This window comes from Tamlana crocina, assembly GCF_012037625.1.
The window spans coordinates 166,077-190,829 of sequence record NZ_JAAVJS010000005.1; the positions used below are offsets into that span (position 1 = coordinate 166,077).

Consider the following 24,753-nt stretch of genomic DNA (forward strand, 5'->3'; position numbering starts at 1 on the left):
AATATGACTTTCGACAGTTTTTTTCAGGAATTCGGAAATTAACTTTGTTGAAAATGTTCGTATAGCACGAGCAAAACTCAAAGTTAAGTATCATGGAAGCATCAAGAAAAGACATCATTCAATTTATCAATTTGCAATTGGCAGCGATTGGGCAACCCATTTTTAAAGACAAACCAGGTAGCAAGGAGCAACTTTGCGATCCTGAATTTGAAAAAACCACTCGTCCATTAATAATGAGCCTTAGGGAAAAGTCTAGACTTTTAGCAGACCACCTCTCTCCAGCCGATACAAGAATCCAAGCCTTTATTGACGATTATTTAAAAGATGTAAAAACCGATAAATCGTTTAAAATACCCAACAACACCCTAATACTTTCTAAAAAAGGTCAAGCCAGAGAAGCGAGTTTACCCCCAGATGGCGATTCGTTTGAAAGTGATTTGGTGAACTCAAAAAGACTAAAACAAGGGATTTTAAATAACCCATTGCACGATAAAAGAACAACAAAGGGAACTTTTCACATTGTGGAAGGGCCGCTTCCCGTTCCCTTAGATAAAAAAGAAGTGCCGCGTGAAGTGTTGGCGCACTTTTTAAACGCCGCTTTTAAACCTTCAGATGAACTAAATACACTTCCGTTTACATCCAACCAAGAGGAAAAAGCGAAAACCATGGTGTCGATGCTTTTAAGGCCTGTGGTTTGCCCCGAAGTAAAAGGTGTAATCTCCGAAAAACGACTGGAAGTTCGGTTTTTCGCTCCGGGCTCTTTGGTAAGTAACCTTGACTTTGTGGAGAACATTTTTGGCAACGCGGGCAACCCTAATTTAGTACATAACGATGCTGCACTAGACCCGGAACACTGGACGGGACACACGGGATGCATCATTCTTGCCCCGCAACTTTTAAAACTTAAAAAGAAAGATGTTGGCTTACCTCATTTCGACCAGGCTACCGAGCGCCAGAAAAAAGACGGCATGTGCTGGATCGATGAAAATGAACTTTACAATGATGGCGGCGCCTTTAAAATTACCTGTAGAGACGACAGGGGCGTTGTTGTGACTTTAATTGCCGACAACTATTATGGCTATTCCAAAAAGGAAATCAAAACCCAAATTAGCTATTCGGCTAACCTATACGGCATTCTGGAAGAAGAGCATGCCGGTGGGGCCATTGCTTACGCCAGACGCGTTATGGGAGACACTGTAAACTGCAATGATTACAGCAAGTATTATGGGCTAGACCATACCATCGAAGATGTAAAAACCTTACTTGGCGATCGCATTGAAATACAACCAGAAAATTATGCGATAGACAAAAAATACCCTAATGTGGTGTACATTCCCGAATCATCGTACTTCAATACCAACACCAACAGTATTACGTGGCATTATAAAGGCAAAGAACAAAAATTAAAACTGTCGCCTTTTAAAACCTACATGCATCCCTCTGGAAACAAGCTGAGATTGGAAAAACACAAATCTATCGACTTATGGCGCATAGTTGAAACCTATCCCGAAGGCGTATTCTGCCACAAGCCCTGTACGGTATCAGGAGGCGGAAAATCAGAAATTTCAAAATCGATGCAAAACGCCATAACCTACAGCCGTTTCAACATTCACAATATTGAAGAAGACTTCAAAAAAGCCGACGAAATCATTGAATTCGATTATTCCACCCGATGGAAAGACAAAGACCCCAACAGACCAAAATCAAGATCGCTCTTAAGCGAAAAAAGAACTTTGGGGTCGGTAGTAAAATTGCTAACTCCTTCTGAAGAAAACTCAGATGAGTTCAACGAGTGGCTAAACAATATTCCTGTGCATGTCCGCTCTCTTGTGCTATTTGTTAAGCGTTTGTTCAGACAAGCACACGGCGCCAACCTCAACTGGAAAGACATGATGTCTGTTGAAATCATTAACGGTGTAAAAGGCACCTCTTTACTGTACAACAACACGCCGGTTGTGGGGAGTTATGTGCGCATCGGCTTCAACCAACAAGGCAACTGGATGCTTAATAAACTGCGATCTGATTTTTCAGCATGTGAAAAAATCCAGACTGAAGACGACATTACGGCATCTATTACACTTCCTAGAAATCATTTTAAAGATTTAAATCCGGAATACACCAACAAAAGCGTAAAGGTATTAACCAACTGCGAGGCCCATCTATTCCAAAGGCCAGACGAAGCAATTGTAAGAGGCTACGATAAAGGTGCTGAACTGGACATTATTTCCAACGGAAGGTTCCTAACCAACTACCAAATGCTAACCAAAGAGGATGCGATTGAAATTTATGAAGACACCATCAATTACGACAAATACACGCAACCCGTAAAAGATTTTATAAAGGACATTATTGATAGTGACGAGGACCAAGTTCAGTTTGTATTGCCATCGCATCCAAGAATTATAGACGACGGATTGCCAACTAAAAACCCGCGTTATTTAGAGCCGAACAGATTCTACAATGAAACTGAAGCTTCATACATCTCAGATATGGGCGTACGCCTAAAACGGAAAATCAAACTGGACGACCCCGTAATCCACACGGTAAATGCCGTTCTTCCTGGCCGACGAAACAATCCTGTAGACAAAGAAGCTGGCATAAGACCTTTGGCCGTTTACAACCCCATTCACTATCAGGAAACGCCCGAATTGTTTATGGACTTCATTTGTAGTTTAACCGGTAAGTCACCATCAACTACCGGTGCCGGATCTGAAGGCGCATTAACCAAAGCTCCGTTTAACATGTTAACGCCCACCACCGATTTAAACAATGCTTTGTTATCGCATATTTTAACTGAATCCAACGGGTTCAGCACTGCCGCAGGCTATGTGGGCGCCGAAAAGAAAATAGACCACGACGTGAGTTTATTGATACCCGAAATTTGGGCAAGAATGGCTCCTGAAGACAGAAACCCTAAAAACCTCATCACTAACGGGGCTTTAGAAAAGTTGGAAGATTTTGAATATGAGGGCAAAAAAGTATTGGCAAGCCGTTTAGGTTACCGAATTACTAAAACTTTTGCTCTGCTATGCTTAAACCGATTGTTCGATGAGCCAACCGCGGTTTTTGACGACAGAATGCTAAAACCAGAACTGCAAGGCATGGAAGATTATGTTGACGGTATTAACAACATTGTTGAGGCCCAACAAAAAGTGGCCCTCAACTATTTTGAAGATGGCAGTATTGAAGCCGCCATACCGCCATTAAAAATCCTTTTAAACATCATGGCCTACGGAAATTATGAAGGTAAGGATATTAACAACCCCGAATTGCGCAAATATTTCAATAGAGATTACGTATTAAAAGCTGATTGGTATAAAGACCGATTAATTTTAAAACAGCAAAAAGACATGGAGTATTACAGCGCGCAAATAGCGTATTTAGAAACTTTTAAAGCAAACCCGAACAATAAAGAATTAATAGGCGAATTAAATCTTGAGCAACGTTTAAATAGGGCGAAATCATTGCACAACAAAGTAAAATCCGAAGAGTACCTAAACAGTTTGGTGGGTACCATTGGCGCAGACCCACTGTTTAGAAAGTAACTGTGTTTATCTTGGTGTTTGTTTTTTTAAGCCAAAAAAGTGTAGCACACAACACGCTTTTTTGGCTTTTTTTTACTTACATTTAACTTATGTTTTCATCGAGAAAAAGATTAAACAACGCCTACAAAAATGCCAAAATCATTGATTTTGATGATGACAGCAAATTTATTCTATTTAGTGATTGCCACCGTGGCGACAACAGCTTTGCAGACGATTTTGCCAACAATCGGAATATCTATTTCCATGCGCTGAAACACTATTACGCCGAAGGATTTCAATATTGCGAACTGGGCGACGGCGACGAGCTTTGGGAAAATTTATCGTTTGAATCTCTTCTGAATGCCCATAAAAACGTGTACATGCTTATGAAGCTTTTTCATAAAGATGGTAAACTGCACATGATTTGGGGTAACCACGACATGGTTTACCGCGACCCCAACTATGTAAAAAAACACCTTTCTTCCTATTTCGACCCTAAAACCGGAAAGGATGAAGAATTATTTGGCGATATTACTTATCATGAAGGCATTGTATTGAAACACTGCATGACGGGAAAGGAATTGTTTTTAACCCACGGCCACCAAGCCGACTGGTGGAATTTCCTGTTTTGGAAGTGGAGCCGATTTATGGTCCGCATTCTTTGGAAACCACTCAATGTTATGGGCATAGCCGACCCAACCAGCCCAGCAAAAAACTATAAAGAGCTTATTAAAGTAGAACGCCGCACAAAAAAATGGATTATTGAAAATAATAATTTATTGACCATCACCGGCCATACGCACCGCCCACGTTTTCCTGAGCCGGGCGATATCGCTTTTTTTAATGACGGAAGCTGTGTGCATCCGCGGAGTATAACTGGAATTGAAATTGAAAACGGCAGTATTTCACTAATTAAATGGCAAATTGCCACGAAAGACGACGGCACGCTTCAAATTGTACGGGTGCTTTTGGAAGGCCCCAAAAGACTCATTGATTATAAAACGTCTTCATAAAAAAGCCGTCTAAAAACGGTGTCATTCTGAACAAGTGAAGAATCTCAAAAATAGAACACTATTATTTTCAATATTATGAGATTTCTCGACTCCGCTCGAAATGACATAAAACCATTGATTAGACAGCTTTTGTCAATTGTATTCTTTGATAGAACAACTATTCCGTTGGGATACGCTCGTCAATCATTTTTAACGGCATACCTTCCATTAAGTCGAAAATATCGATGATACTTCTAAAAGTATCTTCTTCTTCAGATTGCTCGGTGATAAACCATTGCAAGAAGATTTCGGTAGTAAAATCGTCTACCTTTCTTGCGGTTTTAAATATCTTAAAAATGGATTGTGTTACGCTAATTTCCTGCTCCAACCCAGTTTCGTAAATAGACTTTAAACTTTCAAAATCGTTATTTACATTGGTAACATCTGGTGAAATTGCAGCGCCGCCATTATCATTTATAAATTCGAAAATTTTCATCGCGTGCTCACGTTCCTCTTCGGCTTGTCTGTAAAAAAACGCTTTACTGTTAAGTAATTCACGTTGATCGCACCAAGACGCCATGGCTAAATAAGACGCCGATGCTTTCATTTCCATTCCTATTTGATTATTGAGTAAATCCATCACCTCCGGGTGGATAGACATTTGTTTTCTAACTATTGTGTTCATAATTCCGCTTTTACACAAAGTTACAATAAAATAAGGGCTTAAAAGCTTGGGAATAAAATTTAAAGAAAGTCTAAATAAACTTAAAATTTACACCAAAACCGTTTCGGGTGTTTGGAAAAACATTGCGATTTCTTCTTTAAGTTTAAGCAATTGTGGAATTTCAAGAAAAATTAAATGCTCCTTATCGGCTACAAAAAGTAAGACAAAATTCTCGTTATTAACGATTCGATTAAGCGAATTGAAAGTGGTCAACTCATTGATTTTACGCCTGAGCTCTAGCATTTGCGGAAAGCTCAGATCTATAGTTTTGTTAGGGGTACGCAACACATACTTACAGAAGGTAAGGTAATCGATTTGGTAGCTCTGCTTTGTATCTATTTCTTTATTCACGGGCACAAATATAACTTTTATTTAGAACAAATAAAAATTAACTTTCCGGAGCCAATTCAACTTCAAGACCTTCCATTTCTGGCGTCATTTGAATTTGGCAGCCCAAACGGCTATTGTCCTTAACATCGAAAGCTTCTGCTAACATGGCGTCTTCGTCATCACTCATTTCGGGCAGTTCATGATCGCTCAACACATAGCACTGACAGGACGCACACATGGCCATACCTCCACAAATTCCAATAGTACCCTCTGGTGCCAACTCGTAGCTACGAACCACTTCCATCAGGTTCATGGCCATATCGGTAGGTGCTACAATCTCGTGTGTTACGCCGTCTCTGTCGGTTATTTTTATGTTAATGTCGCTCATTACTAAAGTTTTGTGTTTTTAAATAGCACGTCATTTTTCGTGCCACAAATTTAAGGTATGTGTGTATATTTTAATAGGAATTGAATGCCAATTTGAAAAAGGGCACGTAAAAATAAGAAATCATTAAAATTCCTTTATTTTCACATGCCTATTGACATTATAAACTTATTCTGATTGAAAGTTTATCAGTTTTTATTTAAAAAATCTAAGCTTCGATATTTACCACTTGCTCGATTTGTGGCGCATGTTTTTTAATGGTCATCTCAACCCCCGATTTTAGGGTCATTTGATTGACACTACAGCCCACGCAAGCACCGCTTAACTGAACCTTCACCAATTTATCGTCCTCAATGGACAATAACGAAATATCACCACCATCACTCTGAAGGAACGGACGGATTTCCTCTAGTGCTATTTCTACTTTTTCTCTTAATTCTTCTGAAGTCATATCTGTTTAGTTGCAATTACTTATCCTTAATTACAAAAGGCTGCAATATATTTATTTTTTCACTGCCGAACAGCCGGCCATAGTTGTTATTTTAATGGCTTCGGTAGGTGGTAAATCGTCGTTACGTCGCACCACTTCCTCCACTACGTTTTGTGTTAGTTTTTCGAAAGACTGCTCTAAAGGCGTTGCGGTTTGCAATGCGGCTGGGCGCCCAACATCACCTGCTTCCCTGATGCTTTGTACCAAGGGTATTTCTCCCAAAAACGGCACATCTAAATCTTCAGCTAAGTTTTTTGCGCCTTCTTTTCCAAAGATATAATACTTGTTATCGGGCAATTCGGCCGGAGTAAAATACGCCATATTTTCTATAATACCCAAAACAGGTACATTGATGCTTTCCTGTTGGAACATCGCCACTCCTTTTTTAGCATCGGCAAGCGCCACATTTTGAGGCGTACTCACCACTACCGCTCCCGTAATGGGCAACGACTGCATGATGCTTAAATGTATATCGCCCGTTCCTGGAGGTAAGTCCAACAATAAGAAATCCAGTTCACCCCAGTGCGCATCAAAAATCATTTGATTTAAGGCTTTAGCCGCCATTGGTCCTCGCCAAACCACCGCTTGGTTAGGCTGGGTAAAAAAGCCAATGGACAACACTTTTACGCCATAGTTTTCAATGGGTTTCATTTTAGATTTTCCTTCAACGTTGACTGCCAAAGGTTTTTCCGCCTCAACATCGAACATAATTGGAATAGAAGGCCCGTAAATATCAGCATCCAGAACCCCTACTTTAAAGCCCATTTTTGACAATGATACTGCTAAATTGGCCGTTACGGTAGATTTACCTACGCCTCCTTTACCAGACGCCACGGCAATAATATTTTGAATCCCGGGTATTGGTTTCCCTTTAATAACATTGGTTTTTGGTTTTTCGGGCGCATCAACTGTAATGTTAACTTTAATTTTAGCCTTTTCATACACCTGCTCATGAATGGTTTTTAAAATATCAACCTCAGTGCGTTTTTTCGCCTGCAGGCTAGGGTTTTTTATGGTAATATCCACAATCACCTCATCACCAAATGTCACTACATTTTTTACCGCTCCGCTTTCCACCATATTTTGTCCCTCACCAGGTACTGTTATGGTTTCCAACGCTTTTAATATATCGTTCTTGTTAAGTTTCATCGTTTTTATTCAGAATAAATCTAAGTGCAAAGATAAGTAAATAAGCTTGAAGACAGAAGGCGGTTGTTAGAAGTTTTATCGATAGCCAAATCGGGTTTTATTATTCTTTGGGGATGGTTTAGGTTTCCTTTTATTTTTTTAAATGAAGTAACTATCACAAAGCTTCACCAGGATCCCAAAACACTTTTTCAAAATTTTGTATTTGGTTATCCATCACTTCAATACCTTCGCTTTCCAATAGCTGCTGCATCAGGTTGGTGCCTTCAAAATGCTGTTTGCCGGTAAGGAGGCCTTTTCGGTTTACAACACGGTGCGCCGGAACATCTTTTCCGGAAGACCCATTCATGGCATAACCCACCATTCGGGCGCTTCTGGCCGCTCCCAAATATCGGGCTATGGCGCCGTAACTGGTTACCCTTCCGTAAGGTATTTGTTTGGCTACCTCATAAACCCTATCGAAAAAACTCAATGTTTCGGGTTTCATTGCCAAAAATCCTTTAGAATATTAATCAGTGTTATAATCGAGATTATTCCCGTTATACCGCCTATAATGAAGTTCATGTTTCGCTGGCTGGTGAATTTTTTGTCTTTTATCTTATCAAAAAAGAAAATGTACATGTACAAGGTTACAAAGGTTCCGGTGCCCGAACCTGCTACATACGATAGGATATTACTCTGCTCGAAAGACATCCACCCTACCGAAGCTAAAGTAATGGTAATATAGGCTTGATAAGGAATGGGAAACATATTGATGGCCGACATTAAAATGCCTTGAAAAAACCGACTGTGCTTGCTCCTCATTTTCGGTTCTATTTGCTGCTTGGGTGCCGACTTGGCTACGAACAAAAAATAAATGGTGATCAAAATAAAGATGACCAAGGCTACACCACGAAGCACGCTTACTGCTTCAGGATGTTTACTTAAATATCGGGCAAATATGGCCGCTAAATAAGTTTGCGCAAATACCACTATGCACACCCCTATTGAAAATATAATACCCCTAACATGGCCTTCCTTAAGACTTATTTTAGCCGCTGTCATGTTTAGCAAACCAGGCGGAATAACCCCAATTAGTGCAAAAATAACTCCCAGAAAGAATATAAGGGTAATATCCACGGTTACTTAATTTTAAACCTAATATACGTAATTGGTTTGTTATGCTCTAAATACTGCGATTCGTAAAAGGTTTGTATAGCCGTAACATCCTCTGGGCTCCCTTCTTGTTTATACACATTGTGGTTGGCGTACAGCACCTCGTGGCCTTCACCGTGCAATAACCCTAACGTGTAGCCGTGCATAAACTCGCTGTCTGTTTTCAAATTTACAACACCATCGGGTTTCAGCACTTTTTTGTAGCGTTGCAAAAATGCCGTGTTGGTCATACGGTGCTTGGTACGCTTATATTTTATTTGCGGGTCGGGGAAAGTAATCCAAATCTCGTCAACTTCATTTTCGGCAAAAGCATACTCAATCAATTCTATTTGGGTACGCAGAAAAGTGACATTGGGAATATTGTCTTCAATAGCCGTTTTAGCACCGCGCCAAAAACGCGCGCCTTTAATATCGATACCGATAAAGTTTTTATTGGGATACTTTTGCGCCAAGGCTACCGAGTACTCACCTTTTCCGCAGCCCAATTCCAAAACTATCGGGTTGCTATTTTTAAAAACTTCCTTTTGCCAGTTTCCTTTCAAATTGTAATCAGAATTTACCAAATCATCGCGTGTTGGCTGAAACACATTCGCAAAGGTTTCGTTTTCCTTAAATCGTCTAAGTTTATTCTTGCTTCCCAAGGCTTGTTAACTATTTCTTATTATTATTTTATTTTTGGTAAAATTAAGGAAATATACAACAGCCGTCATAGCCTTATTTTTGAATTTTTATAAACATGCGTGATACCACACCTTTGGCAATAATTAACACGCTATAAATATCTAAATGAAAAAAAGAATTTTAGTAGCACCGTTAAATTGGGGCTTGGGTCATGCCACCCGATGCATCCCCATTATAAACGCTTTAATGGAACAAGATTTCGTACCCGTTATTGCAAGTGATGGCGTGGCGTTGTCGCTGTTGCGGAAAGAATTCCCCAATCTGTCTTCCATAGAACTTCCGTCGTACAATGTCACTTATGCCAAAAGCGGAAAACTTTTTAAGCTGAAACTCATCAAGGATTCCCCAAAATTACTAAAAGCCATTAAATCTGAAAAAAAAGCCGTAAAAGATATTTTGGAACACAACGATATTGCCGGAATCATTTCAGATAACCGATTGGGGGTGCGGAACAAAAAAGTCCCGTCGGTATTTATCACGCACCAATTGAATGTTTTAAGCGGAAGCACCACTTGGTTTAGCACTAAAATGCATCAAAAATTCATTCAAAAATTCGACGAGTGCTGGGTGCCCGATGCCAAGGGAGAAATTAATTTAAGCGGAAAACTGGGGCATGTAAAAACCTTCGATACCCCCACAAAATACATTGGGCCGCTTAGCAGGTTTACCCCAACTACAAGTGAACCAAAAAACGACTTGATGGTTTTGCTTTCTGGGCCCGAGCCACAGCGCACCCTGCTTGAAAAAAAGTTGTTTTCAGAACTTAAAAACTATAAAGGTAAAGTGGTATTTGTAAAAGGCATCATGGAAACCGAGCAGACCATCCAGGTTATCGGCAATATGACCATTTACAATTTTATGACCTCAAAATTGTTAGAAAAGACCATTAAAGAAAGTAAGTTAATCATTTCGCGGTCGGGTTACACTACCGTAATGGACTTAGCCAAACTGAATAAGAAAGCGTTTTTTATCCCCACGCCCGGACAGTTTGAACAGGTTTACCTAGCCGAAAGACTCACCGAAATGCAAATGGTACCCAGTTGCAAACAGGACGATTTTAGTCTCGATAAACTCAACCAAGCCCAAAATTTTATGGGATTGAAAGCGTTTAATTTTAATGTGGACTATAAAGAATTATTCAGCCTTTTCCTTTTCTAAAGTGAACGAAAACTCGCTACCTACACCGTACTCACTTTCTACGTATATTTTTTCTTCGTGCGCCTCAATAATATGTTTAACGATAGAAAGCCCCAAACCAGAGCCACCTTCTTTTCTTGAGCCACTTTTATCAACCCGATAAAAACGCTCGAATAGTCTTGGCAAGTGTGCTTTACCGATGCCTTCGCCATTATCGGTTACCCGCACGATAACTTTGTTTTTTATAAGGTTTTCGATACTAATTTCGGTGGTGCCTTTCTGGTTTCCGTATTTTAGAGAATTCACCACTAAATTGACCAAAACTTGCTGGATGCGCTCTTTATCGGCACGAACCATTATGGGGTTGAGGTAATCGCGATCGAAGGTTAGCGTAATTTTCTTTTTGGCGGCCTTCATTTCCAACATATCGAAAACGCTTCTGGTGAGTTCAACGATATCAAATATTTCTATTTTCAAACGTAAATCGCCCACCTCTAATTTGGTAATCATGTCCAAATCCTTAACAATGTATCCCAAACGCTCAATACCCTTACTGGCCCGAAGTAAATATTTTTCTCTGATGTTTTTGTCGTCCATGGCGCCATCCAATAAGGTTAAAATATATCCTTGAACGGTAAACAGCGGCGTTTTAAGTTCGTGAGATACGTTACCAAAAAACTCTTTTCGGTACTCTTCCCTAACTTTTAGGGTTTCTATTTCAATCTTTTTGTGTCTGGCAAACTTGTCGATTTCCTGCTTAAGTGTCCGCATATCGGTAGTAATGGGGCCTTTGCTTAAGTTTGCCGATTCGAGTAGGGTTAAATCGTCGTATATTTTTTTTACCCTTTTGTATATAAATCGCTCAATACTGTATTGAATGATTAAAAAACAAAACACGAACAAACTAACGGAAATACCCAAAACTTGGTACCACTTAAACTCGTAGAAATGATACAAAAAAACACTCATAAGGAGTGTTATGTAAACAGTGATGTATAGCGATGTTTTTATCGCAAACTTATACGACCTCTTAAATTTTGTCTGCATTAATCTACAAACTTATAGCCTACGCCTTTTATGGTTTTAAAACTTTCGTCGCCCAGTTTTTCACGAAGTTTCCTGATGTGGACATCGATGGTGCGGCCTCCCACAACCACTTCGTTGCCCCAAACGGTATCCAGAATTTCGTCTCTTTTGAAAACCTTACCGGGCTTAGATGCCAATAAAGATAACAATTCAAATTCTTTTCGAGGCAATATTATTTCTTTTCCTTTTGAAGTAATCTTGTATTCGTCGCGATTTATCACCAAACTACCCACCTTCACCGTATCGTCAACGTCTTCTTCCTTGAAACGCCTTAAAAGCGCTTTCACTTTACTGATAAGCACTTTGGGTTTTATGGGTTTTGTTATATAATCGTCGGCTCCTGCATCAAAACCAGCCACCTGCGAATAGTCTTCGCCTCGTGCCGTTAAAAAGGTAACCATTGTATTTTTTAAATCGGGATTTTTTCGGATTTGCTCACAAGCTTCAATGCCATCCATTTCGGGCATCATCACATCCAAAATTATGAGGTGCGGCAGTTCCTTTTTTGCCTTTTTCACGCCTTCCAAACCGTTTTCGGCAGTAATTACTTGATAGCCTTCGTTGCTAAGATTATAACCAACAATTTCTAAAATATCTGGTTCGTCATCAACCAATAATATTTTGATGTCCTTTTTTTTCATTTGTCAACTACTAATTTTATCGAAGTAAAGATAAAACTTAAAACACAAATCCTTAACAAAGGGGGTATTAATAACGTTAAGATAACAAACCACTTACACTAAATTAACTTTCGTCGATTTTTCACCAGATTAACAGCATTTTTAACAAGGTTTTGGCATCAATTTTGATTACTCCTATTAACTTTGTAATTAATCCTTTGAACAAGATTTGTATAAATTTCAAATAGATGAAAAAAAACTACTTAGCTTTTTTATTCCTCTTTTTCTCCTTGTTTTTTGTCCCAGACATGACGGCACAAAACATGGCACGAACGAGTTCAATTGAAAAAAATATTGAAGGGCTAACCGTTTACCCCAACCCTTTAAGCAGCACAACACAATCTTTTTTAACCATTCAATCAAATTTGAATTCTGACAAATACATTGAATTTTTCGATGTTTTGGGCAAACGCCTTTTTACAACGGTTTTAAGAGGGAAGCAATTAAATATTTCTCGATTAAACCCCGGCGTTTATATTTTGAAGATTACCGAAAACGGTGTTAGTGAAGCTAGAAAATTAATTATTAAATAGATTGTATCTTAAACATAAAACCAAAGCGTTGCCCATTAGCAACGCTTTTTTTTATTTTTGTTCATTATTCAAAAATATGATAGACACCCAATCTATATTTCATATTAAAAATGATGCCGAGTTTGAAAAACAGGCATTGGATGTTTTCAGGTTTCAATTTGAAAACAATAGGATTTACCGCTCGTTTTGCGATTTACTGTACAAACATCCCAGCGATGTAAAAACGATAACCGACATTCCGTTTTTGCCCATTCAGTTTTTTAAAACCCGGCAGGTGCTGAGTAGCTCCAAACCTGTCGAAACCACATTTATCAGCTCGGGCACTACGGGCAGCACCACAAGTAAACATCTCGTTACCGATTTAAATATTTACAAAGAAAGCTTCAATAAAGGCTTTGAACATTTTTACGGTAATATAAAAAACTATGTTGTTCTAGCCTTGCTTCCGTCGTATTTGGAACGAGAAGGTTCGTCACTCATTTATATGGTCGATGCTTTAATAAAAGCGTCAGAACAACCCGAAAGCGGCTTTTACCTCAACAACCTTTCGGAATTACAAATGCAACTCACAAAATTGGATGCTGAAGAAAAAAAAGTATTGCTCATCGGGGTTTCCTTTGCGTTGTTGGATTTGGTTGAAACCCACCAATTCGAACTTAAAAACACTATTGTAATGGAAACGGGCGGCATGAAAGGACGGCGGAAAGAAATGATTCGTGCCGAGCTTCACCAGGAATTAAAACAAGGGTTTGGGGTTGAACACATACATAGTGAATACGGGATGACCGAACTTTTAAGCCAAGCCTACTCTAAAGGCAACGGTATTTTTGAATGCCCACCGTGGATGAAAATTTTAACGCGAGATACCGAAGACCCGCTTACACTGAACAGCCACAATAAAGCTGGTGGCGTTAACGTAATCGATTTGGCCAACATCAACTCCTGTGCTTTTATTGCCACACAAGATTTAGGTCGTGTACACGCCAATGGCACTTTTGAGGTGATTGGACGTTTCGACCATTCTGATATTCGAGGTTGCAACCTGTTAGCGCTTTAAAAAAATATTATATAATTGTAAGGTTTAAAGAAAACTAACGACTTAACAACCAGCTAATAAAAAGAAAAATTTAGTTATTAGTTTGGTTTGTTAACAACGCGGCCCGAATTTAAATTCGGGCCGCGTTTATTTTAATTGAATTGTAACACAAAATAATTCTTCTTGCCCCGTTGAAGCAAAACAAATTTATTGTTTATCAAATCTTCTGCTGTAATGCTATAGTCTTCTTTTACTTTTTCTTTATTCACCGAAATGGAGTTTTCCTTTAAGGCGCGTCTTGCTTCCCCGTTCGATTTTAAAAAACCTCCTTTTTCAGCCAATGCCGCTATAACGTCCAAGCCGCTTTCAATTTCAGATTTTGGCAACTGCATTTGTGGCACACCATCAAACACATCCAAAAAGGTTTGCTCGTTAAGTTGTTTTAAGTCCTCCGCAGTCGATTTTCCAAAAAGAATATTGCTAGCTTTTATAGCATTCTCCAAATCCTCTTTAGAGTGTACCATCGTCGTAATCTCTTCAGCCAAACGTTTCTGTAGCGCGCGCATATGCGGAGCTTCTTGATGTTCTTTTACTAAAGTCTCAATCTCCTCACGACTTAAAAAGGTAAATATTTTTATATATTTTTCGGCATCTACATCACTAGTATTTAACCAGTATTGGTAGAACTTATAAGGCGAAGTTCGGTTGGCATCCAACCAAATATTGCCGCCTTCGGTTTTTCCAAATTTGGTACCGTCGGCCTTTGTAATCAATGGCCACGTTAAAGCGTATCCTTTTCCAGAATCAATTCTTCTGATGAGCTCCGTTCCCGTGGTTATATTGCCCCATTGGTCGCTTCCGCCCATTTGCAGCGTGCAGTTTTTATCGCGGTACAAATGCAGGAAATCGTAACCTTGAACCAATTGATAGGTGAACTCGGTGAAACTCATCCCCACCGAAGCATCAGACGACAAACGTTTCTTCACAGAATCTTTCGCCATCATATAATTAACAGTGATATGCTTACCCACATCGCGAATGAACTCTAAAAACGAAAAGTTCTTCATCCAATCGTAATTGTTCACGATAATAGCTGCATTTTCGGCGTCGCTATCGAAATCCAAAAATCGCGATAACTGTTCTTTAATGGCGTTTTGGTTGTGCCTTAAGGTTTCTTCATCCAACAGATTTCTTTCAGCAGATTTTCCCGAAGGATCTCCAATCATTCCTGTGGCACCACCTACCAAAGCTACGGGTTTGTGGCCGGCCAACTGAAAATGCTTCAGCCCCATAACGCCCACCAAGTGCCCAATGTGCAAAGAATCGGCTGTAGGGTCAATCCCTACATACGCCTGGCGCATGGCTTCCATTAAGTGTTCTTCGGTTCCGGGCATACTATCCTGTATCATGCCGCGCCAAGTCAATTCTTCAACAAAATTCTTTATCATGGTTTACTTTTTAAAAAACTATGCAAAGATAAAAATACGGGTATAATTACCGGGCGTTATTGAATATTTCTTTAATTTCGTTTTTATGATTTTAGTAACAGGAGGTACGGGTTTGGTCGGTGCCCATTTGCTGTATAAACTGGTAAATGAAGGCCATGCCGTTCGGGCCATTTTTAGAAACGAACGCAAACTCGACAATACCAAAAATGTTTTTTCTTATTACACCGACGATTACGAAACCATTTTTAAAAAAATTGAATGGGTTGAAGCCGATATTTTAGACGTTCCCGCTTTAACCGAAGCTTTTAACGGCATTACACAGGTATATCACTGTGCTGCTTTTGTATCGTTCGAGCCGGATAAATACCAACTTTTACGAAAAACCAATATTGAAGGCACGGCAAATATTGTTAATATTTCGTTGGCGAAAAACATCCAAAAATTGTGCTATGCCAGTTCCGTGGCTACTTTAGGGAGCACTTTAAATAACGAACCCATTACCGAAAACACCTTTTGGAACCCTGAAACCGACAACAGTGTTTATGCCATTACTAAATACGGTGCCGAGATGGAAGTTTGGCGCGGCACACAAGAGGGCCTAAACGCTGTTATGGTGAATCCCGGTGTTATTATTGGTTCTGGAATTTGGCGTTACGGCACTGGCAGTTTATTTAAAAGAACCGAAAAAGGCTTAAAATTTTACACTCCCGGATCTGTAGGACTTATTGCGGTTGAAGATGTTGTTTCGGTAATGGTACAATTAATGGAAAGCAACATCACCAACGAACGTTTTGTTTTGGTGGCCGAAGATTGGAGCTACAAAAAATTTCTTCAAACTTTGGCAAAATCGGTAAATGCAAAACCGCCTAAAAAACAAATTGGCAGCACTTTACTCAATATAGCATGGCGACTTGATTGGTTAATACATAAAATAACGGGTAAGCGCCGACAACTTACCAAACAATTGGCAAAATCGCTTACCACCACCAATCAATATAGCAGCAAGAAAATAAAAGATGCTTTGGGTTTTGAGTTTCAAGATATGGAAAACACCATTAATGCTGTAGGGAAACAGTATCTAAAATAGGTTCGATTAAACCCTTGCCCTCATTAGCGTTTTTTTGAAGCAATTTTTCTGCTAACGAATCGCGCATTTTTTTAGTTTCCAAAGAATCGACTACTAAAGTTTCCCTAACCGCCTTAATAGAATCGGCTTTTATAGCCTTTAAGGAATCTTCCTCTCGTTTAGTTTGTATTTTCCATTCTTCGGCCTCTCGCTCTTTCAGCATTTGCTTCAAACTTTCCAAACTATCGGAAACCTTTGTGTAAATTGCATCGTAGTCCTTTACATGAAACGCATAATAGCTGTTACTTTCGGCAAATTGCACACTATCAATATTATGGCGTTTATACACATAGTCGCTAATTACCACGCCACTATCCTGCATAATTCTTTTGGTAATGGAACTTGCCGAAGATATTAGTTTGGCATCTATAATAATGTTGACCATCTCCTCTTTAGAAAGGAGATTTTTGGGTTTATCGGGCCCCTTTAACCGCTTGCATGCCACAACCAGTAAAAGCAACCCAACAACCCCTATTAATCTTCTAAAAATCATCTATCGAACGTTAATCGTTTAGCCGCTTTTTCCTTACTAAACTTTGAATTTTGATACACCAAACTACCATTTAAAAAGGTGTGTGTAATTCTCGACTTAAAGGTTGTACCCTCAAATGGCGACCACCCGCATTTATATAAAATATTGTCTTTGTTTACCGTCCATGGGTTATTTAAATCCACCATCACCAAATCGGCATAATAGCCTTCGCGAATGTAACCGCGCTTTTCCACTTGGAACAAAATAGCAGGATTGTGGCACATTTTTTCAACCACTTTCTCTAAAGTTATTTTGCCGCGATGGTACATTTCCAACATGGCCGGCAATGCATGTTGCACCAATGGCCCACCCGATGGCGCACTGGTATAAACGTTATTTTTCTCCTTTATAGTATGCGGAGCATGGTCTGTAGCAATCACATCAATTCTATCATCTAAAAGCGCTTCCCATAATTGCTCGCGGTCTGAAGCCTTCTTTACAGCGGGGTTCCACTTAATAAGTGTGCCTTTTTTCTCATAATCTTCATCTGAAAACCACAAGTGATGTATACAAACTTCGGCAGTTATTTTTTTATCTTTTAAAGGAATTTTATTGCTGAACAATTCTGTTTCCTTCCCCGTTGAAAGGTGGAAAATATGCAAACGCGCCCCTGTTTTTTTCGCTAGCTCAATTGCTTTCGATGAAGACAGATAGCAAGCCTCTTCACTCCTTATTTCAGGGTGATATTTAATAGGAATATCATCACCGTACGTATCGTGGTATTTTTTAAAATTGCTTTTTATGGTGCCTTCATCCTCGCAATGCACCGAGATAACCATATCGGTACTTTTAAAAATCTTTTCTAAAACCTCAGGATCATCTACCAACATATTACCGGTTGAAGACCCCAAAAACAATTTGAGCCCAGCCACTTGGCCCGATTCCAATTTTAAAATTTCGTCTAAATTATCGTTGGTGCCACCAAACATAAACGAATAGTTGGCCGAAGATGTTTTTTCGGCTATTTTAAATTTTTCTTCAAGCTTTTCAATAGTGGTAGTTTGCGGGTTGGTATTAGGCATTTCAATAAACGACGTTATACCCCCAGCTATGGCAGCCTTACTTTCGGTTTCGATATTTGCCTTTTGCGTTAGCCCCGGCTCCCTAAAGTGCACCTGATCGTCTATAGCTCCGGGCAAAATGTATTTGCCTTCGGCATCCACCACATTCACATCTGCCGATTTCGGACTTATCGATTCGGCTATACGCTTTATAAATTCGCCCTCAATTAAAATATCGCCACTAAAAACCGTGCCTTCATTTACAATATTGGCATTTTTTATTAAAGTCGTTTTTTTCATATGCTTATTTTTTAAAAATACTTTTCAATTTCATAGAAATCACACCAAAAATGGCTTCGGAAATTATTCCTGAACTCAACTTCGATTCGCCCTTGGTTCTGTCGGTAAAAATAACGGGCACCTCAACAATTTTAAAGTCTTTAATATACGCTTTAAATTTCATTTCAATTTGAAACGCATACCCAATAAATTTCACCTTATTAAGATTGATGCTTTCTAGAACTTCCCGTTTATAACATACAAAACCTGCTGTGGCATCATGGATTTTCATCCCAGTAATGAAGCGCACATATTTTGATGCAAAGTACGACATGAGCACACGTGCCATGGGCCAATTTACCACATTAACACCCTTAACATATCTGGAACCAATGGCCATATCGGCACCTTCGGTTTTACAGGCTTCGTATAGTCTTAAAATATCGTTGGGGTTATGCGAAAAGTCGGCATCCATTTCAAAAATGTAACTGTAATCCCTTTTCAAACTCCACTTAAACCCGTGGATATAGGCCGTACCCAATCCTGCTTTTTCCTTGCGGCTTTCTAAAAACAAACGGCCTGCAAACTCCTTTTGGAGTTCTTTTACTTTTAGCCCCGTTAAATCTGGAGAATTATCATCAACTATCAACACATCAATGTTTTCGGCCTGCGACAATACCGCCCTGATGATAGCTTCAATATTATCAATTTCATTATATGTTGGAATAATTACAACAATTTCGGCCATAATTCGGAATTACTAAAAGCTATAAAAGGTTTTCCGCAAATGTACATTAATCGCCGTTTATTTTTTTTAAATATTACTTAATTATATGTACCGAGTTTAAAAAATATAATAATTTTACGCCATGTTACGCCATATAGTTTCAAACGAATTATTTACCATTCTTATGGTTATTGGGTTGGTGGTAGTTGCGGCCGCAAAACTAACCGCTCCAAAGCGATTTGACGACTTTGTTTTGGTTTTGGGCAACGATAAATACCTTAAAATTTACTCTCGCGAGCAAAAATTCTTCGATAAATTCGACGCCCTGCTCTTTACCAATTTGGTGCTTTCGGTATTGGTGTTCTGCTTTATAGGCATGCGTCATATTAAAGAACACTACCAACTTTCAATGGACGATATGTTTAAATTACTGGTTGGTATAGCCGTTTTTATTTTGATAAAAGTACTTGCCGAACGCCTTATTGGGAGCCTTTTTGAAATTGATAAATTAATTGACCAATACATTTTTCACAAAATAAGCTTTAAAAATTACTTGGGCCTTATTTTAATTCCTATAAACGCATTATTGCTTTTTAGTTTCACGCCAAATACATCATTAATTTACGGCATTATTATCTTACTGTTAATTTTAAATATTGTAGGATTAATAAGTTCTTTTAAAGAGCATCAAAGTTTAATAAAACACAACATATTTTATTTTATTTTATATCTTTGCGCTCTCGAAATTGCGCCTTATGTAATTTTATATAAGGTGTTTATCGATAAATAAAAGAAAAACTGCCCGCGCTTATGAAAGTGAAAACAATTTTAGTGTCTCAACCAGAACCAAAAGTTGAGAATTCGCCATATTTCGATTTACAGGAAAAACAACGCGTAAAAATTGATTTCAGACCATTTATCCACGTTGAAGGCGTACCCGCTAAAGAAGTAAGGCAACAAAAAGTAGATTTGAGCAAATACACGGCAATTATACTTACCAGTAGAAATGCCGTAGACCATTTTTTTAGAGTTGCTAAAGAGATGCGCTTTAAAGTACCAGATACCTTAAAGTACTTTTGCCAATCGGAAGCTGTTGCATACTACCTTCAAAAATACGTGGTATACAGAAAACGTAAAATTTATGTGGGCAAACGCACCTTTGCCGAGCTTTCGCCATTAATCAAAAAGTATAAAGACGAAAAGTTTTTACTGCCAAATACCGATAAGGTAAAGCCCGAAGTGCCCAATACTTTAGATGCTCTTGGTGTAGACTGGAAACAAGCTACTTTTTACAGAACTGTGGTAAGCGACCTATCTGATCTTGAGAACGTAACATACGATGTATTGGTATTCTTTAGCCCTTCAGGAATTGAATCATTGTTTAAAAACTTCCCAGATTTTAAACAGAACGACACCAGAATTGCTGTATTTGGAAACACGACCATAAAAGCTGTTGAAGAAAAAGGATTGCGAGTAGATATTGCTGCTCCAACCCCTGAAACCCCTTCAATGACTATGGCTTTGGAAAAATATATTGAAAAGGTTAACAAAGGAAAATAAACAAACCTCACTCTTATAAAAAAGCGGGATGATTAAATTTAATCATCCCGCTTTTTTATTTGGCATCTTTCCTGTTTAAAACGCATAGCGTTGTGGTCCGCCCCGTCGAATTTCCTCACTACAATGGGCTTCAAACTTTTTAAAGTTATTCCTAAAGGCATTGGTTAATTTAAATGCCGTTGTGTAGTAAGCTTCATCGTCATTCCAAGTGGCTCTCGGGCTCAACACACTGGTTGGTACACCCGGACAACTTCGAGGCTGGGCTACTCCAAAAACCGAATGGATGTGGTAATCGTCGTAATTATAAAGTCCTAAATCGCCATTTAAAACGGCATTTATCATCGCTCGGGTGTACTTGAGTTCCATACGTTTTCCTATACCATAAGGCCCGCCAGTCCAACCGGTATTGACCAACCAAACATTTACACCAGCATCAATCATTTTTTTGCTCAACATTTCGGCATATTTCGAGGGGTGCAAAGGCATAAAAGGCGCCCCAAAACAAGCTGAAAATGACGGCACTGGCTCTACTACACCAGCCTCGGTCCCAGCTACTTTTGCCGTATAGCCCGAAATAAAATGATAGGCCGCTTGACTTGGCGTCAATTTTGAAATGGGTGGAATAACCCCAAAAGCATCAGCCGTTAAAAAGAATATATTCTTTGGATTTTTTCCAATGGAAGGAATTTTAATATTTTCAATATGATGAATGGGGTAGCTTACTCTCGTGTTTTGGGTAATGGAGGTATCTGCAAAATCTACATGGCCATCTTTATCTAAAATCACATTTTCGAGAATAGCCCCTTTTTTTATAGCATCGTAAATTTCGGGCTCGTTATCTCTCGACAGATTGATGACTTTGGCATAGCACCCACCTTCAAAATTAAATACTGAATTTTCGGAGGTCCATCCGTGTTCATCATCACCAATTAAACTGCGGTTTGGATCGGTTGACAGTGTGGTTTTCCCCGTACCGGAAAGTCCGAAGAAAATAGCCGTATCGCCTTTTTTACCCACATTGGCACTACAGTGCATGGGCAATGTGTTTTTTTCTACCGGAAGGATAAAATTCAACGCCGAAAAGATACCTTTTTTAATTTCGCCTGTGTAACCCGTTCCGCCAATAAGAGCTATTTTTTTTGTGAAGTTCAAAATCGCAAAGTTATGCTGCCGTGTGCCATCTTCATCCGGATTCGCCCTAAAACCTGGCGCATTCACAACCGTCCACTCGGGTTCAAAACGCTTAATATCTTCCTCAACGGGGCGCAAGAACATGTTGTAAGCAAATAGATTGCTCCAAGGGTATTCGTTAATAACACGAATATTCATTTTATAATTTTCATCGGCGCAAGCGTAACAATCGCGAACAAAAATCTCTTTGTTCGATAAATAATCTGTTACTTTTCTGTAAAGCGCATCGAAGGCATCCCCATCAAACGGAATATTAATGTTGCCCCACCAAATTTTATCTTCGGTTATTTTATCCTTTACAATAAACCGGTCTTGCGGTGACCGCCCCGTAAACTCTCCTGTATTCACGGCCAACGCCCCAGAAGAAGCCTCAACACCTTGCCCTTTTTCTATAGTGGTTTTGTGCAACTCATCGGGCGACAGTTGATATCTTACCGTTGCATTTTTAATACCGTAATTTTCTAATGAAACCGTTCGCTTTGCCTTGGCTTTTTTTTCCATAGTATTCCAGATTATTTTCCGTTAAGTTAATATAATGTTTCTAATTATTGGGGTTTATTCGCTTTTTCTGATTTTGATAACGTTCACCAATAACACTATCCACGCCGCTATTAAAAGGAGTCCGCCAATGGGTGTTACAAAGCCAATAGTTTTAAAATTGAATGCGGTTAAAACGTTTGTTGATAGCAAATAAATGGAGCCCGAAAATAAAATCACGCCCAGTAGCACCAAACACGCTATTGTTTTTTTAGGTTTTTCCGACATATTCGGAACCACAGCAACAAACAGCAAAAACAAAGCGTGGTACATTTGATACCTTACGCCAATTTCAAAACTGTTTTGTGATTCAACAGAAATCAACGCCTTTAAAGCATGGGCACCAAAAGCCCCTAAAACGATACTTAATCCCCCCAAAGCAGAGGCCGTAATTAAAACTTTTTTACTCATTGTACATAAATAATTCTCAACAATTCCTTTTATTGATTATTAATTTCGTAAAAATAAATATTATTTTAGCAGATAACTAAAATAAATTGAATTTTATTAAAACGTTTGCTATGCGTCAAGTTTTGGTAATTGGTTCGGGAAAATCGACGTCTTATCTGTTAAAATATTTAATGGACAACGCCGAAATGGAGCAACTTTTTATTACCGTTGCCGATATAAGCCTGAAGCATGCCGAAACGCTCATCGCGAATCATAGGCGAGCTACCACCCAAGTTTTGGATGTTTTTAACGCTACAGACCGAGCTAAGGCCATAAGTCAGGCCGATATTGTGATTTCAATGCTTCCGGCGCAATTGCATATTGAAGTCGCCAAAGATTGCATCCGCTTTGGAAAGCATATGGTCACCGCATCATACATCAGCCCAGAAATGCAAGCTTTGGATGATGAAGCCAAAAGCAAAGGGCTTATTTTTATGAATGAAATTGGCGTCGATCCAGGCATTGACCACATGAGTGCGATGCAGATTATTGACCGTATTCGAAATAAAGGTGGAAAAATGATCCTATTTGAATCGTTTACCGGCGGATTGATTGCTCCCGAAAGCGACAACAACCTTTGGAATTACAAATTCACTTGGAATCCCAGAAATGTTGTTATTGCGGGGCAAGGTGGCGTTGCCAAATTTTTACAAGAGGGCACCTATAAATACATTCCGTATCACCGACTCTTCCGTCGCACCGAGTTTTTAGACATTGATGGTTTTGGCCGATTTGAAGCTTATGCCAACCGTGATTCCTTAAAATACCAAACAGTTTACGGATTGGAAAACGTAAAAACTTTATATCGCGGTACTATGCGTCGTGTAGGTTTCAGTCGGGCTTGGAACATTTTTGTAGCATTGGGCATGACCGACGACAACTATACTATTGAAGACAGCGAGCACATGAGCTACCGCGACTTCGTCAATGCCTTTTTGCCCTACAGCCCTTCTGATTCTGTGGAATTGAAACTACGGCATCAACTAAAAATAGACCAAGACGACGTGGTTTGGGACAAACTGCTGGAACTCGATATCTTTAATCCCAACAAGCGAGTGGAACTAAAAAACGCCACACCAGCACAAATCCTTCAAAAAATATTGCAGGATAAATGGACGCTCTCGCTAAACGACAAAGACATGATTGTGATGTACCATAAATTTGGTTACGAACTGAATGGCAAAAACCATCAAATAGATGCCAATATGGTGGTTCTGGGCGAAAACCAAACCTACACCGCCATGGCCAAAACCGTTGGATTGCCCGTTGCCATGGCTACACTTGCTATTTTAAACGGCAAAATAAAGTCGACTGGCGTACAACGTCCCATCAACAAAGAAGTTTACCAGCCTATTTTAGCAGAACTGCAAAACCACGGGATTGTTTTCAAGGAAAAAGAAGTGCCTTATTTTGGGTATAATCCGTTGCATCAATAACGTCATTATCATAAGGACTGCAATAAACCTTTCAATTTAAAACCAAATGACTATTTTTATGTTTTAGACTGAAACGACAAGTATGCCCAAAAAACAAAAAACCATCACTATCGATGGTATCGACAAAAAAATACTCCGCGCCCTGATGCAAGACGCCCGAACCCCTATTTTGGAAATTGCCCGCAATGTGGGCATATCGGGAGCAGCTATTCACCAACGCTTACGAAAACTGGAAAAGGCCAAACTCATTTCGGGGTCTAAATTTATAATTAACCCCGAAGTTTTAGGGTACTCTACCATGGCTTTTATCGGTATTTATTTGGATAAAACTGCCAATACCACAGATGTTGTCCGTGCCTTAAAACGCATTCCCGAAGTTTTGGAGTGCCACTATACCACGGGGCATTACAGCTTGTTTATAAAGCTGCTCAGTTTAAACAACACCCATTTGATGCATTTACTGCACGAAAAAATTCAAAGTATTTCTGGAGTGCAGCGCACCGAATCGCTTATTTCTTTAGACCAGGTGATTGATAGGCAAATACATATTTAAAATAGAAAACCCGA

General features: G+C 39.2%; 26 protein-coding genes. 10 read left to right on the forward strand and 16 right to left on the reverse strand.

The window, feature by feature from the left end; translation table 11 throughout:
- Positions 1-92: 92 nt before the first annotated feature.
- A complete protein-coding gene (locus tag HC176_RS05200; RefSeq protein ID WP_167917113.1) occupies positions 93-3,545 on the forward strand; it encodes a PPi-type phosphoenolpyruvate carboxykinase family protein in 3,453 nt (1,150 codons plus the stop codon).
- An 89-nt stretch (positions 3,546-3,634) separates the two neighbouring features.
- On the forward strand, positions 3,635-4,537 hold the full coding sequence (locus HC176_RS05205) for a metallophosphoesterase family protein (protein ID WP_167917114.1): 903 nt from the start codon (positions 3,635-3,637) through the stop codon (positions 4,535-4,537).
- Between the two features lie 157 nt (positions 4,538-4,694).
- Here the strand turns inward: HC176_RS05205 and HC176_RS05210 are convergent, their stop codons facing one another.
- The 8 genes from HC176_RS05210 to trmB all read right to left on the reverse strand — a co-directional run bounded on the left by HC176_RS05210 (position 4,695) and on the right by trmB (position 9,387).
- Positions 4,695-5,201, reverse strand: coding sequence for a ferritin (locus HC176_RS05210; RefSeq protein WP_167917115.1), 507 nt, complete (start codon positions 5,199-5,201; stop codon positions 4,695-4,697).
- An 87-nt stretch (positions 5,202-5,288) separates the two neighbouring features.
- Positions 5,289-5,591, reverse strand: a complete 303-nt coding sequence (locus HC176_RS05215; RefSeq protein ID WP_342448665.1) for a hypothetical protein — start codon at positions 5,589-5,591, stop codon at positions 5,289-5,291.
- A 37-nt stretch (positions 5,592-5,628) separates the two neighbouring features.
- Positions 5,629-5,958 carry a 2Fe-2S iron-sulfur cluster-binding protein gene (locus HC176_RS05220; RefSeq protein ID WP_167917116.1) on the reverse strand — a complete coding sequence of 110 codons (330 nt, stop codon included), beginning with the start codon at positions 5,956-5,958 and terminating at the stop codon, positions 5,629-5,631.
- A gap of 205 nt (positions 5,959-6,163) precedes the next feature.
- Positions 6,164-6,406: a NifU family protein gene (locus HC176_RS05225; protein WP_167917117.1), complete on the reverse strand. Its 243-nt coding sequence runs from the start codon at positions 6,404-6,406 to the stop codon at positions 6,164-6,166.
- 51 nt (positions 6,407-6,457) lie between these two features.
- Positions 6,458-7,594, reverse strand: a complete 1,137-nt coding sequence (locus HC176_RS05230) for an Mrp/NBP35 family ATP-binding protein (RefSeq protein WP_167917118.1) — start codon at positions 7,592-7,594, stop codon at positions 6,458-6,460.
- 154 nt (positions 7,595-7,748) lie between these two features.
- Positions 7,749-8,078 carry an MGMT family protein gene (locus HC176_RS05235; RefSeq protein ID WP_167917119.1) on the reverse strand — a complete coding sequence of 110 codons (330 nt, stop codon included), beginning with the start codon at positions 8,076-8,078 and terminating at the stop codon, positions 7,749-7,751.
- Complete coding sequence (locus HC176_RS05240) at positions 8,075-8,710, reverse strand: lysine transporter LysE (protein WP_167917120.1); 636 nt, start codon at positions 8,708-8,710, stop codon at positions 8,075-8,077. The genes HC176_RS05235 and HC176_RS05240 overlap by 4 nt, the downstream gene beginning before the upstream one ends.
- Positions 8,711-8,712: 2 nt before the next feature.
- Positions 8,713-9,387: a tRNA (guanosine(46)-N7)-methyltransferase TrmB gene (trmB, locus tag HC176_RS05245; RefSeq protein WP_167917121.1), complete on the reverse strand. Its 675-nt coding sequence runs from the start codon at positions 9,385-9,387 to the stop codon at positions 8,713-8,715.
- A 145-nt stretch (positions 9,388-9,532) separates the two neighbouring features.
- Between trmB and HC176_RS05250 the strand changes: the two genes are divergently transcribed.
- Complete coding sequence (locus tag HC176_RS05250; RefSeq protein WP_167917122.1) at positions 9,533-10,585, forward strand: glycosyltransferase; 1,053 nt, start codon at positions 9,533-9,535, stop codon at positions 10,583-10,585.
- Here HC176_RS05250 and HC176_RS05255 read toward each other — a convergent pair.
- Entirely contained in the window at positions 10,562-11,611 is a 1,050-nt protein-coding gene (locus HC176_RS05255) for a sensor histidine kinase (protein WP_167917123.1), read from the reverse strand. The two genes, HC176_RS05250 and HC176_RS05255, sit on opposite strands and share 24 nt — an antisense overlap.
- Entirely contained in the window at positions 11,611-12,291 is a 681-nt protein-coding gene (locus HC176_RS05260) for a response regulator transcription factor (RefSeq protein WP_167917124.1), read from the reverse strand. Before HC176_RS05260 ends, HC176_RS05255 begins: the two co-directional genes overlap by 1 nt.
- Positions 12,292-12,593: 302 nt before the next feature.
- Between HC176_RS05260 and HC176_RS05265 the strand changes: the two genes are divergently transcribed.
- Together HC176_RS05265 and HC176_RS05270 are read left to right on the forward strand one after the other, a co-directional pair.
- Complete coding sequence (locus tag HC176_RS05265) at positions 12,594-12,863, forward strand: T9SS type A sorting domain-containing protein (protein ID WP_167917125.1); 270 nt, start codon at positions 12,594-12,596, stop codon at positions 12,861-12,863.
- A gap of 76 nt (positions 12,864-12,939) precedes the next feature.
- The gene (locus tag HC176_RS05270; RefSeq protein ID WP_167917126.1) at positions 12,940-13,920 is read left to right on the forward strand and encodes a LuxE/PaaK family acyltransferase; all 981 of its coding nucleotides are present in this window, start codon (positions 12,940-12,942) and stop codon (positions 13,918-13,920) included.
- Between the two features lie 131 nt (positions 13,921-14,051).
- Here the strand turns inward: HC176_RS05270 and tyrS are convergent, their stop codons facing one another.
- A complete protein-coding gene (tyrS, locus tag HC176_RS05275) occupies positions 14,052-15,347 on the reverse strand; it encodes a tyrosine--tRNA ligase (protein WP_167917127.1) in 1,296 nt (431 codons plus the stop codon).
- A gap of 85 nt (positions 15,348-15,432) precedes the next feature.
- Between tyrS and HC176_RS05280 the strand changes: the two genes are divergently transcribed.
- Positions 15,433-16,434: an NAD-dependent epimerase/dehydratase family protein gene (locus HC176_RS05280; RefSeq protein WP_167917128.1), complete on the forward strand. Its 1,002-nt coding sequence runs from the start codon at positions 15,433-15,435 to the stop codon at positions 16,432-16,434.
- Here HC176_RS05280 and HC176_RS05285 read toward each other — a convergent pair.
- The 3 genes from HC176_RS05285 to HC176_RS05295 are packed head-to-tail and all read right to left on the reverse strand — an operon-like array spanning position 16,403 to position 19,033.
- Positions 16,403-16,966, reverse strand: a complete 564-nt coding sequence (locus tag HC176_RS05285) for a DUF4296 domain-containing protein (protein WP_167917129.1) — start codon at positions 16,964-16,966, stop codon at positions 16,403-16,405. The genes HC176_RS05280 and HC176_RS05285 overlap by 32 nt on opposite strands.
- Positions 16,963-18,306 (reverse strand): dihydroorotase, encoded by a 1,344-nt coding sequence (locus HC176_RS05290; protein ID WP_167917130.1) that lies wholly within the window; start codon positions 18,304-18,306, stop codon positions 16,963-16,965. Before HC176_RS05290 ends, HC176_RS05285 begins: the two co-directional genes overlap by 4 nt.
- Positions 18,307-18,310: 4 nt before the next feature.
- On the reverse strand, positions 18,311-19,033 hold the full coding sequence (locus HC176_RS05295) for a polyprenol monophosphomannose synthase (RefSeq protein WP_167917131.1): 723 nt from the start codon (positions 19,031-19,033) through the stop codon (positions 18,311-18,313).
- Positions 19,034-19,154: 121 nt separating this feature from the next.
- Here HC176_RS05295 and HC176_RS05300 point away from each other — a divergent pair, with 121 nt between their 5' ends.
- Together HC176_RS05300 and HC176_RS05305 are read left to right on the forward strand one after the other, a co-directional pair.
- Positions 19,155-19,802 carry a DUF4271 domain-containing protein gene (locus tag HC176_RS05300; RefSeq protein ID WP_167917132.1) on the forward strand — a complete coding sequence of 216 codons (648 nt, stop codon included), beginning with the start codon at positions 19,155-19,157 and terminating at the stop codon, positions 19,800-19,802.
- Positions 19,803-19,822: 20 nt separating this feature from the next.
- Positions 19,823-20,572, forward strand: a complete 750-nt coding sequence (locus tag HC176_RS05305; RefSeq protein WP_167917133.1) for a uroporphyrinogen-III synthase — start codon at positions 19,823-19,825, stop codon at positions 20,570-20,572.
- A 75-nt stretch (positions 20,573-20,647) separates the two neighbouring features.
- On the opposite strand, the gene pckA is transcribed toward HC176_RS05305, so the two are convergent.
- Positions 20,648-22,264 (reverse strand): phosphoenolpyruvate carboxykinase (ATP), encoded by a 1,617-nt coding sequence (gene pckA / locus HC176_RS05310; RefSeq protein ID WP_167917134.1) that lies wholly within the window; start codon positions 22,262-22,264, stop codon positions 20,648-20,650.
- A gap of 54 nt (positions 22,265-22,318) precedes the next feature.
- On the reverse strand, positions 22,319-22,711 hold the full coding sequence (locus HC176_RS05315; RefSeq protein ID WP_167917135.1) for a DUF423 domain-containing protein: 393 nt from the start codon (positions 22,709-22,711) through the stop codon (positions 22,319-22,321).
- Positions 22,712-22,821: 110 nt separating this feature from the next.
- Here HC176_RS05315 and HC176_RS05320 point away from each other — a divergent pair, with 110 nt between their 5' ends.
- Positions 22,822-24,186, forward strand: coding sequence for a saccharopine dehydrogenase family protein (locus tag HC176_RS05320; protein ID WP_167917136.1), 1,365 nt, complete (start codon positions 22,822-22,824; stop codon positions 24,184-24,186).
- A gap of 82 nt (positions 24,187-24,268) precedes the next feature.
- Entirely contained in the window at positions 24,269-24,739 is a 471-nt protein-coding gene (locus HC176_RS05325) for an Lrp/AsnC family transcriptional regulator (RefSeq protein WP_167917137.1), read from the forward strand.
- The last annotated feature ends 14 nt before the right edge of the window (positions 24,740-24,753 follow it).

Bases quoted from the DNA above. Each gene is read 5' to 3' on its own strand.
- HC176_RS05295 (WP_167917131.1), bottom strand. From the start codon at position 19,033: ATGGCCGAAATTGTTGTAATTATTCCAACATATAATGAAATTGATAAT.
- HC176_RS05305 (WP_167917133.1), top strand. From the start codon at position 19,823: ATGAAAGTGAAAACAATTTTAGTGTCTCAACCAGAACCAAAAGTTGAG.
- HC176_RS05270 (WP_167917126.1), top strand. From the start codon at position 12,940: ATGATAGACACCCAATCTATATTTCATATTAAAAATGATGCCGAGTTT.
- tyrS (WP_167917127.1), bottom strand. From the start codon at position 15,347: ATGATAAAGAATTTTGTTGAAGAATTGACTTGGCGCGGCATGATACAG.
- HC176_RS05325 (WP_167917137.1), top strand. From the start codon at position 24,269: ATGCCCAAAAAACAAAAAACCATCACTATCGATGGTATCGACAAAAAA.
- HC176_RS05250 (WP_167917122.1), top strand. From the start codon at position 9,533: ATGAAAAAAAGAATTTTAGTAGCACCGTTAAATTGGGGCTTGGGTCAT.
- HC176_RS05210 (WP_167917115.1), bottom strand. From the start codon at position 5,201: ATGAACACAATAGTTAGAAAACAAATGTCTATCCACCCGGAGGTGATG.
- HC176_RS05255 (WP_167917123.1), bottom strand. From the start codon at position 11,611: ATGCAGACAAAATTTAAGAGGTCGTATAAGTTTGCGATAAAAACATCG.
- HC176_RS05260 (WP_167917124.1), bottom strand. From the start codon at position 12,291: ATGAAAAAAAAGGACATCAAAATATTATTGGTTGATGACGAACCAGAT.
- HC176_RS05235 (WP_167917119.1), bottom strand. From the start codon at position 8,078: ATGAAACCCGAAACATTGAGTTTTTTCGATAGGGTTTATGAGGTAGCC.
- HC176_RS05265 (WP_167917125.1), top strand. From the start codon at position 12,594: ATGGCACGAACGAGTTCAATTGAAAAAAATATTGAAGGGCTAACCGTT.
- HC176_RS05225 (WP_167917117.1), bottom strand. From the start codon at position 6,406: ATGACTTCAGAAGAATTAAGAGAAAAAGTAGAAATAGCACTAGAGGAA.
- HC176_RS05315 (WP_167917135.1), bottom strand. From the start codon at position 22,711: ATGAGTAAAAAAGTTTTAATTACGGCCTCTGCTTTGGGGGGATTAAGT.
- HC176_RS05320 (WP_167917136.1), top strand. From the start codon at position 22,822: ATGCGTCAAGTTTTGGTAATTGGTTCGGGAAAATCGACGTCTTATCTG.
- HC176_RS05220 (WP_167917116.1), bottom strand. From the start codon at position 5,958: ATGAGCGACATTAACATAAAAATAACCGACAGAGACGGCGTAACACAC.
- HC176_RS05290 (WP_167917130.1), bottom strand. From the start codon at position 18,306: ATGAAAAAAACGACTTTAATAAAAAATGCCAATATTGTAAATGAAGGC.
- HC176_RS05280 (WP_167917128.1), top strand. From the start codon at position 15,433: ATGATTTTAGTAACAGGAGGTACGGGTTTGGTCGGTGCCCATTTGCTG.
- HC176_RS05205 (WP_167917114.1), top strand. From the start codon at position 3,635: ATGTTTTCATCGAGAAAAAGATTAAACAACGCCTACAAAAATGCCAAA.
- pckA (WP_167917134.1), bottom strand. From the start codon at position 22,264: ATGGAAAAAAAAGCCAAGGCAAAGCGAACGGTTTCATTAGAAAATTAC.
- HC176_RS05300 (WP_167917132.1), top strand. From the start codon at position 19,155: ATGTTACGCCATATAGTTTCAAACGAATTATTTACCATTCTTATGGTT.
- HC176_RS05230 (WP_167917118.1), bottom strand. From the start codon at position 7,594: ATGAAACTTAACAAGAACGATATATTAAAAGCGTTGGAAACCATAACA.
- HC176_RS05200 (WP_167917113.1), top strand. From the start codon at position 93: ATGGAAGCATCAAGAAAAGACATCATTCAATTTATCAATTTGCAATTG.
- HC176_RS05285 (WP_167917129.1), bottom strand. From the start codon at position 16,966: ATGATTTTTAGAAGATTAATAGGGGTTGTTGGGTTGCTTTTACTGGTT.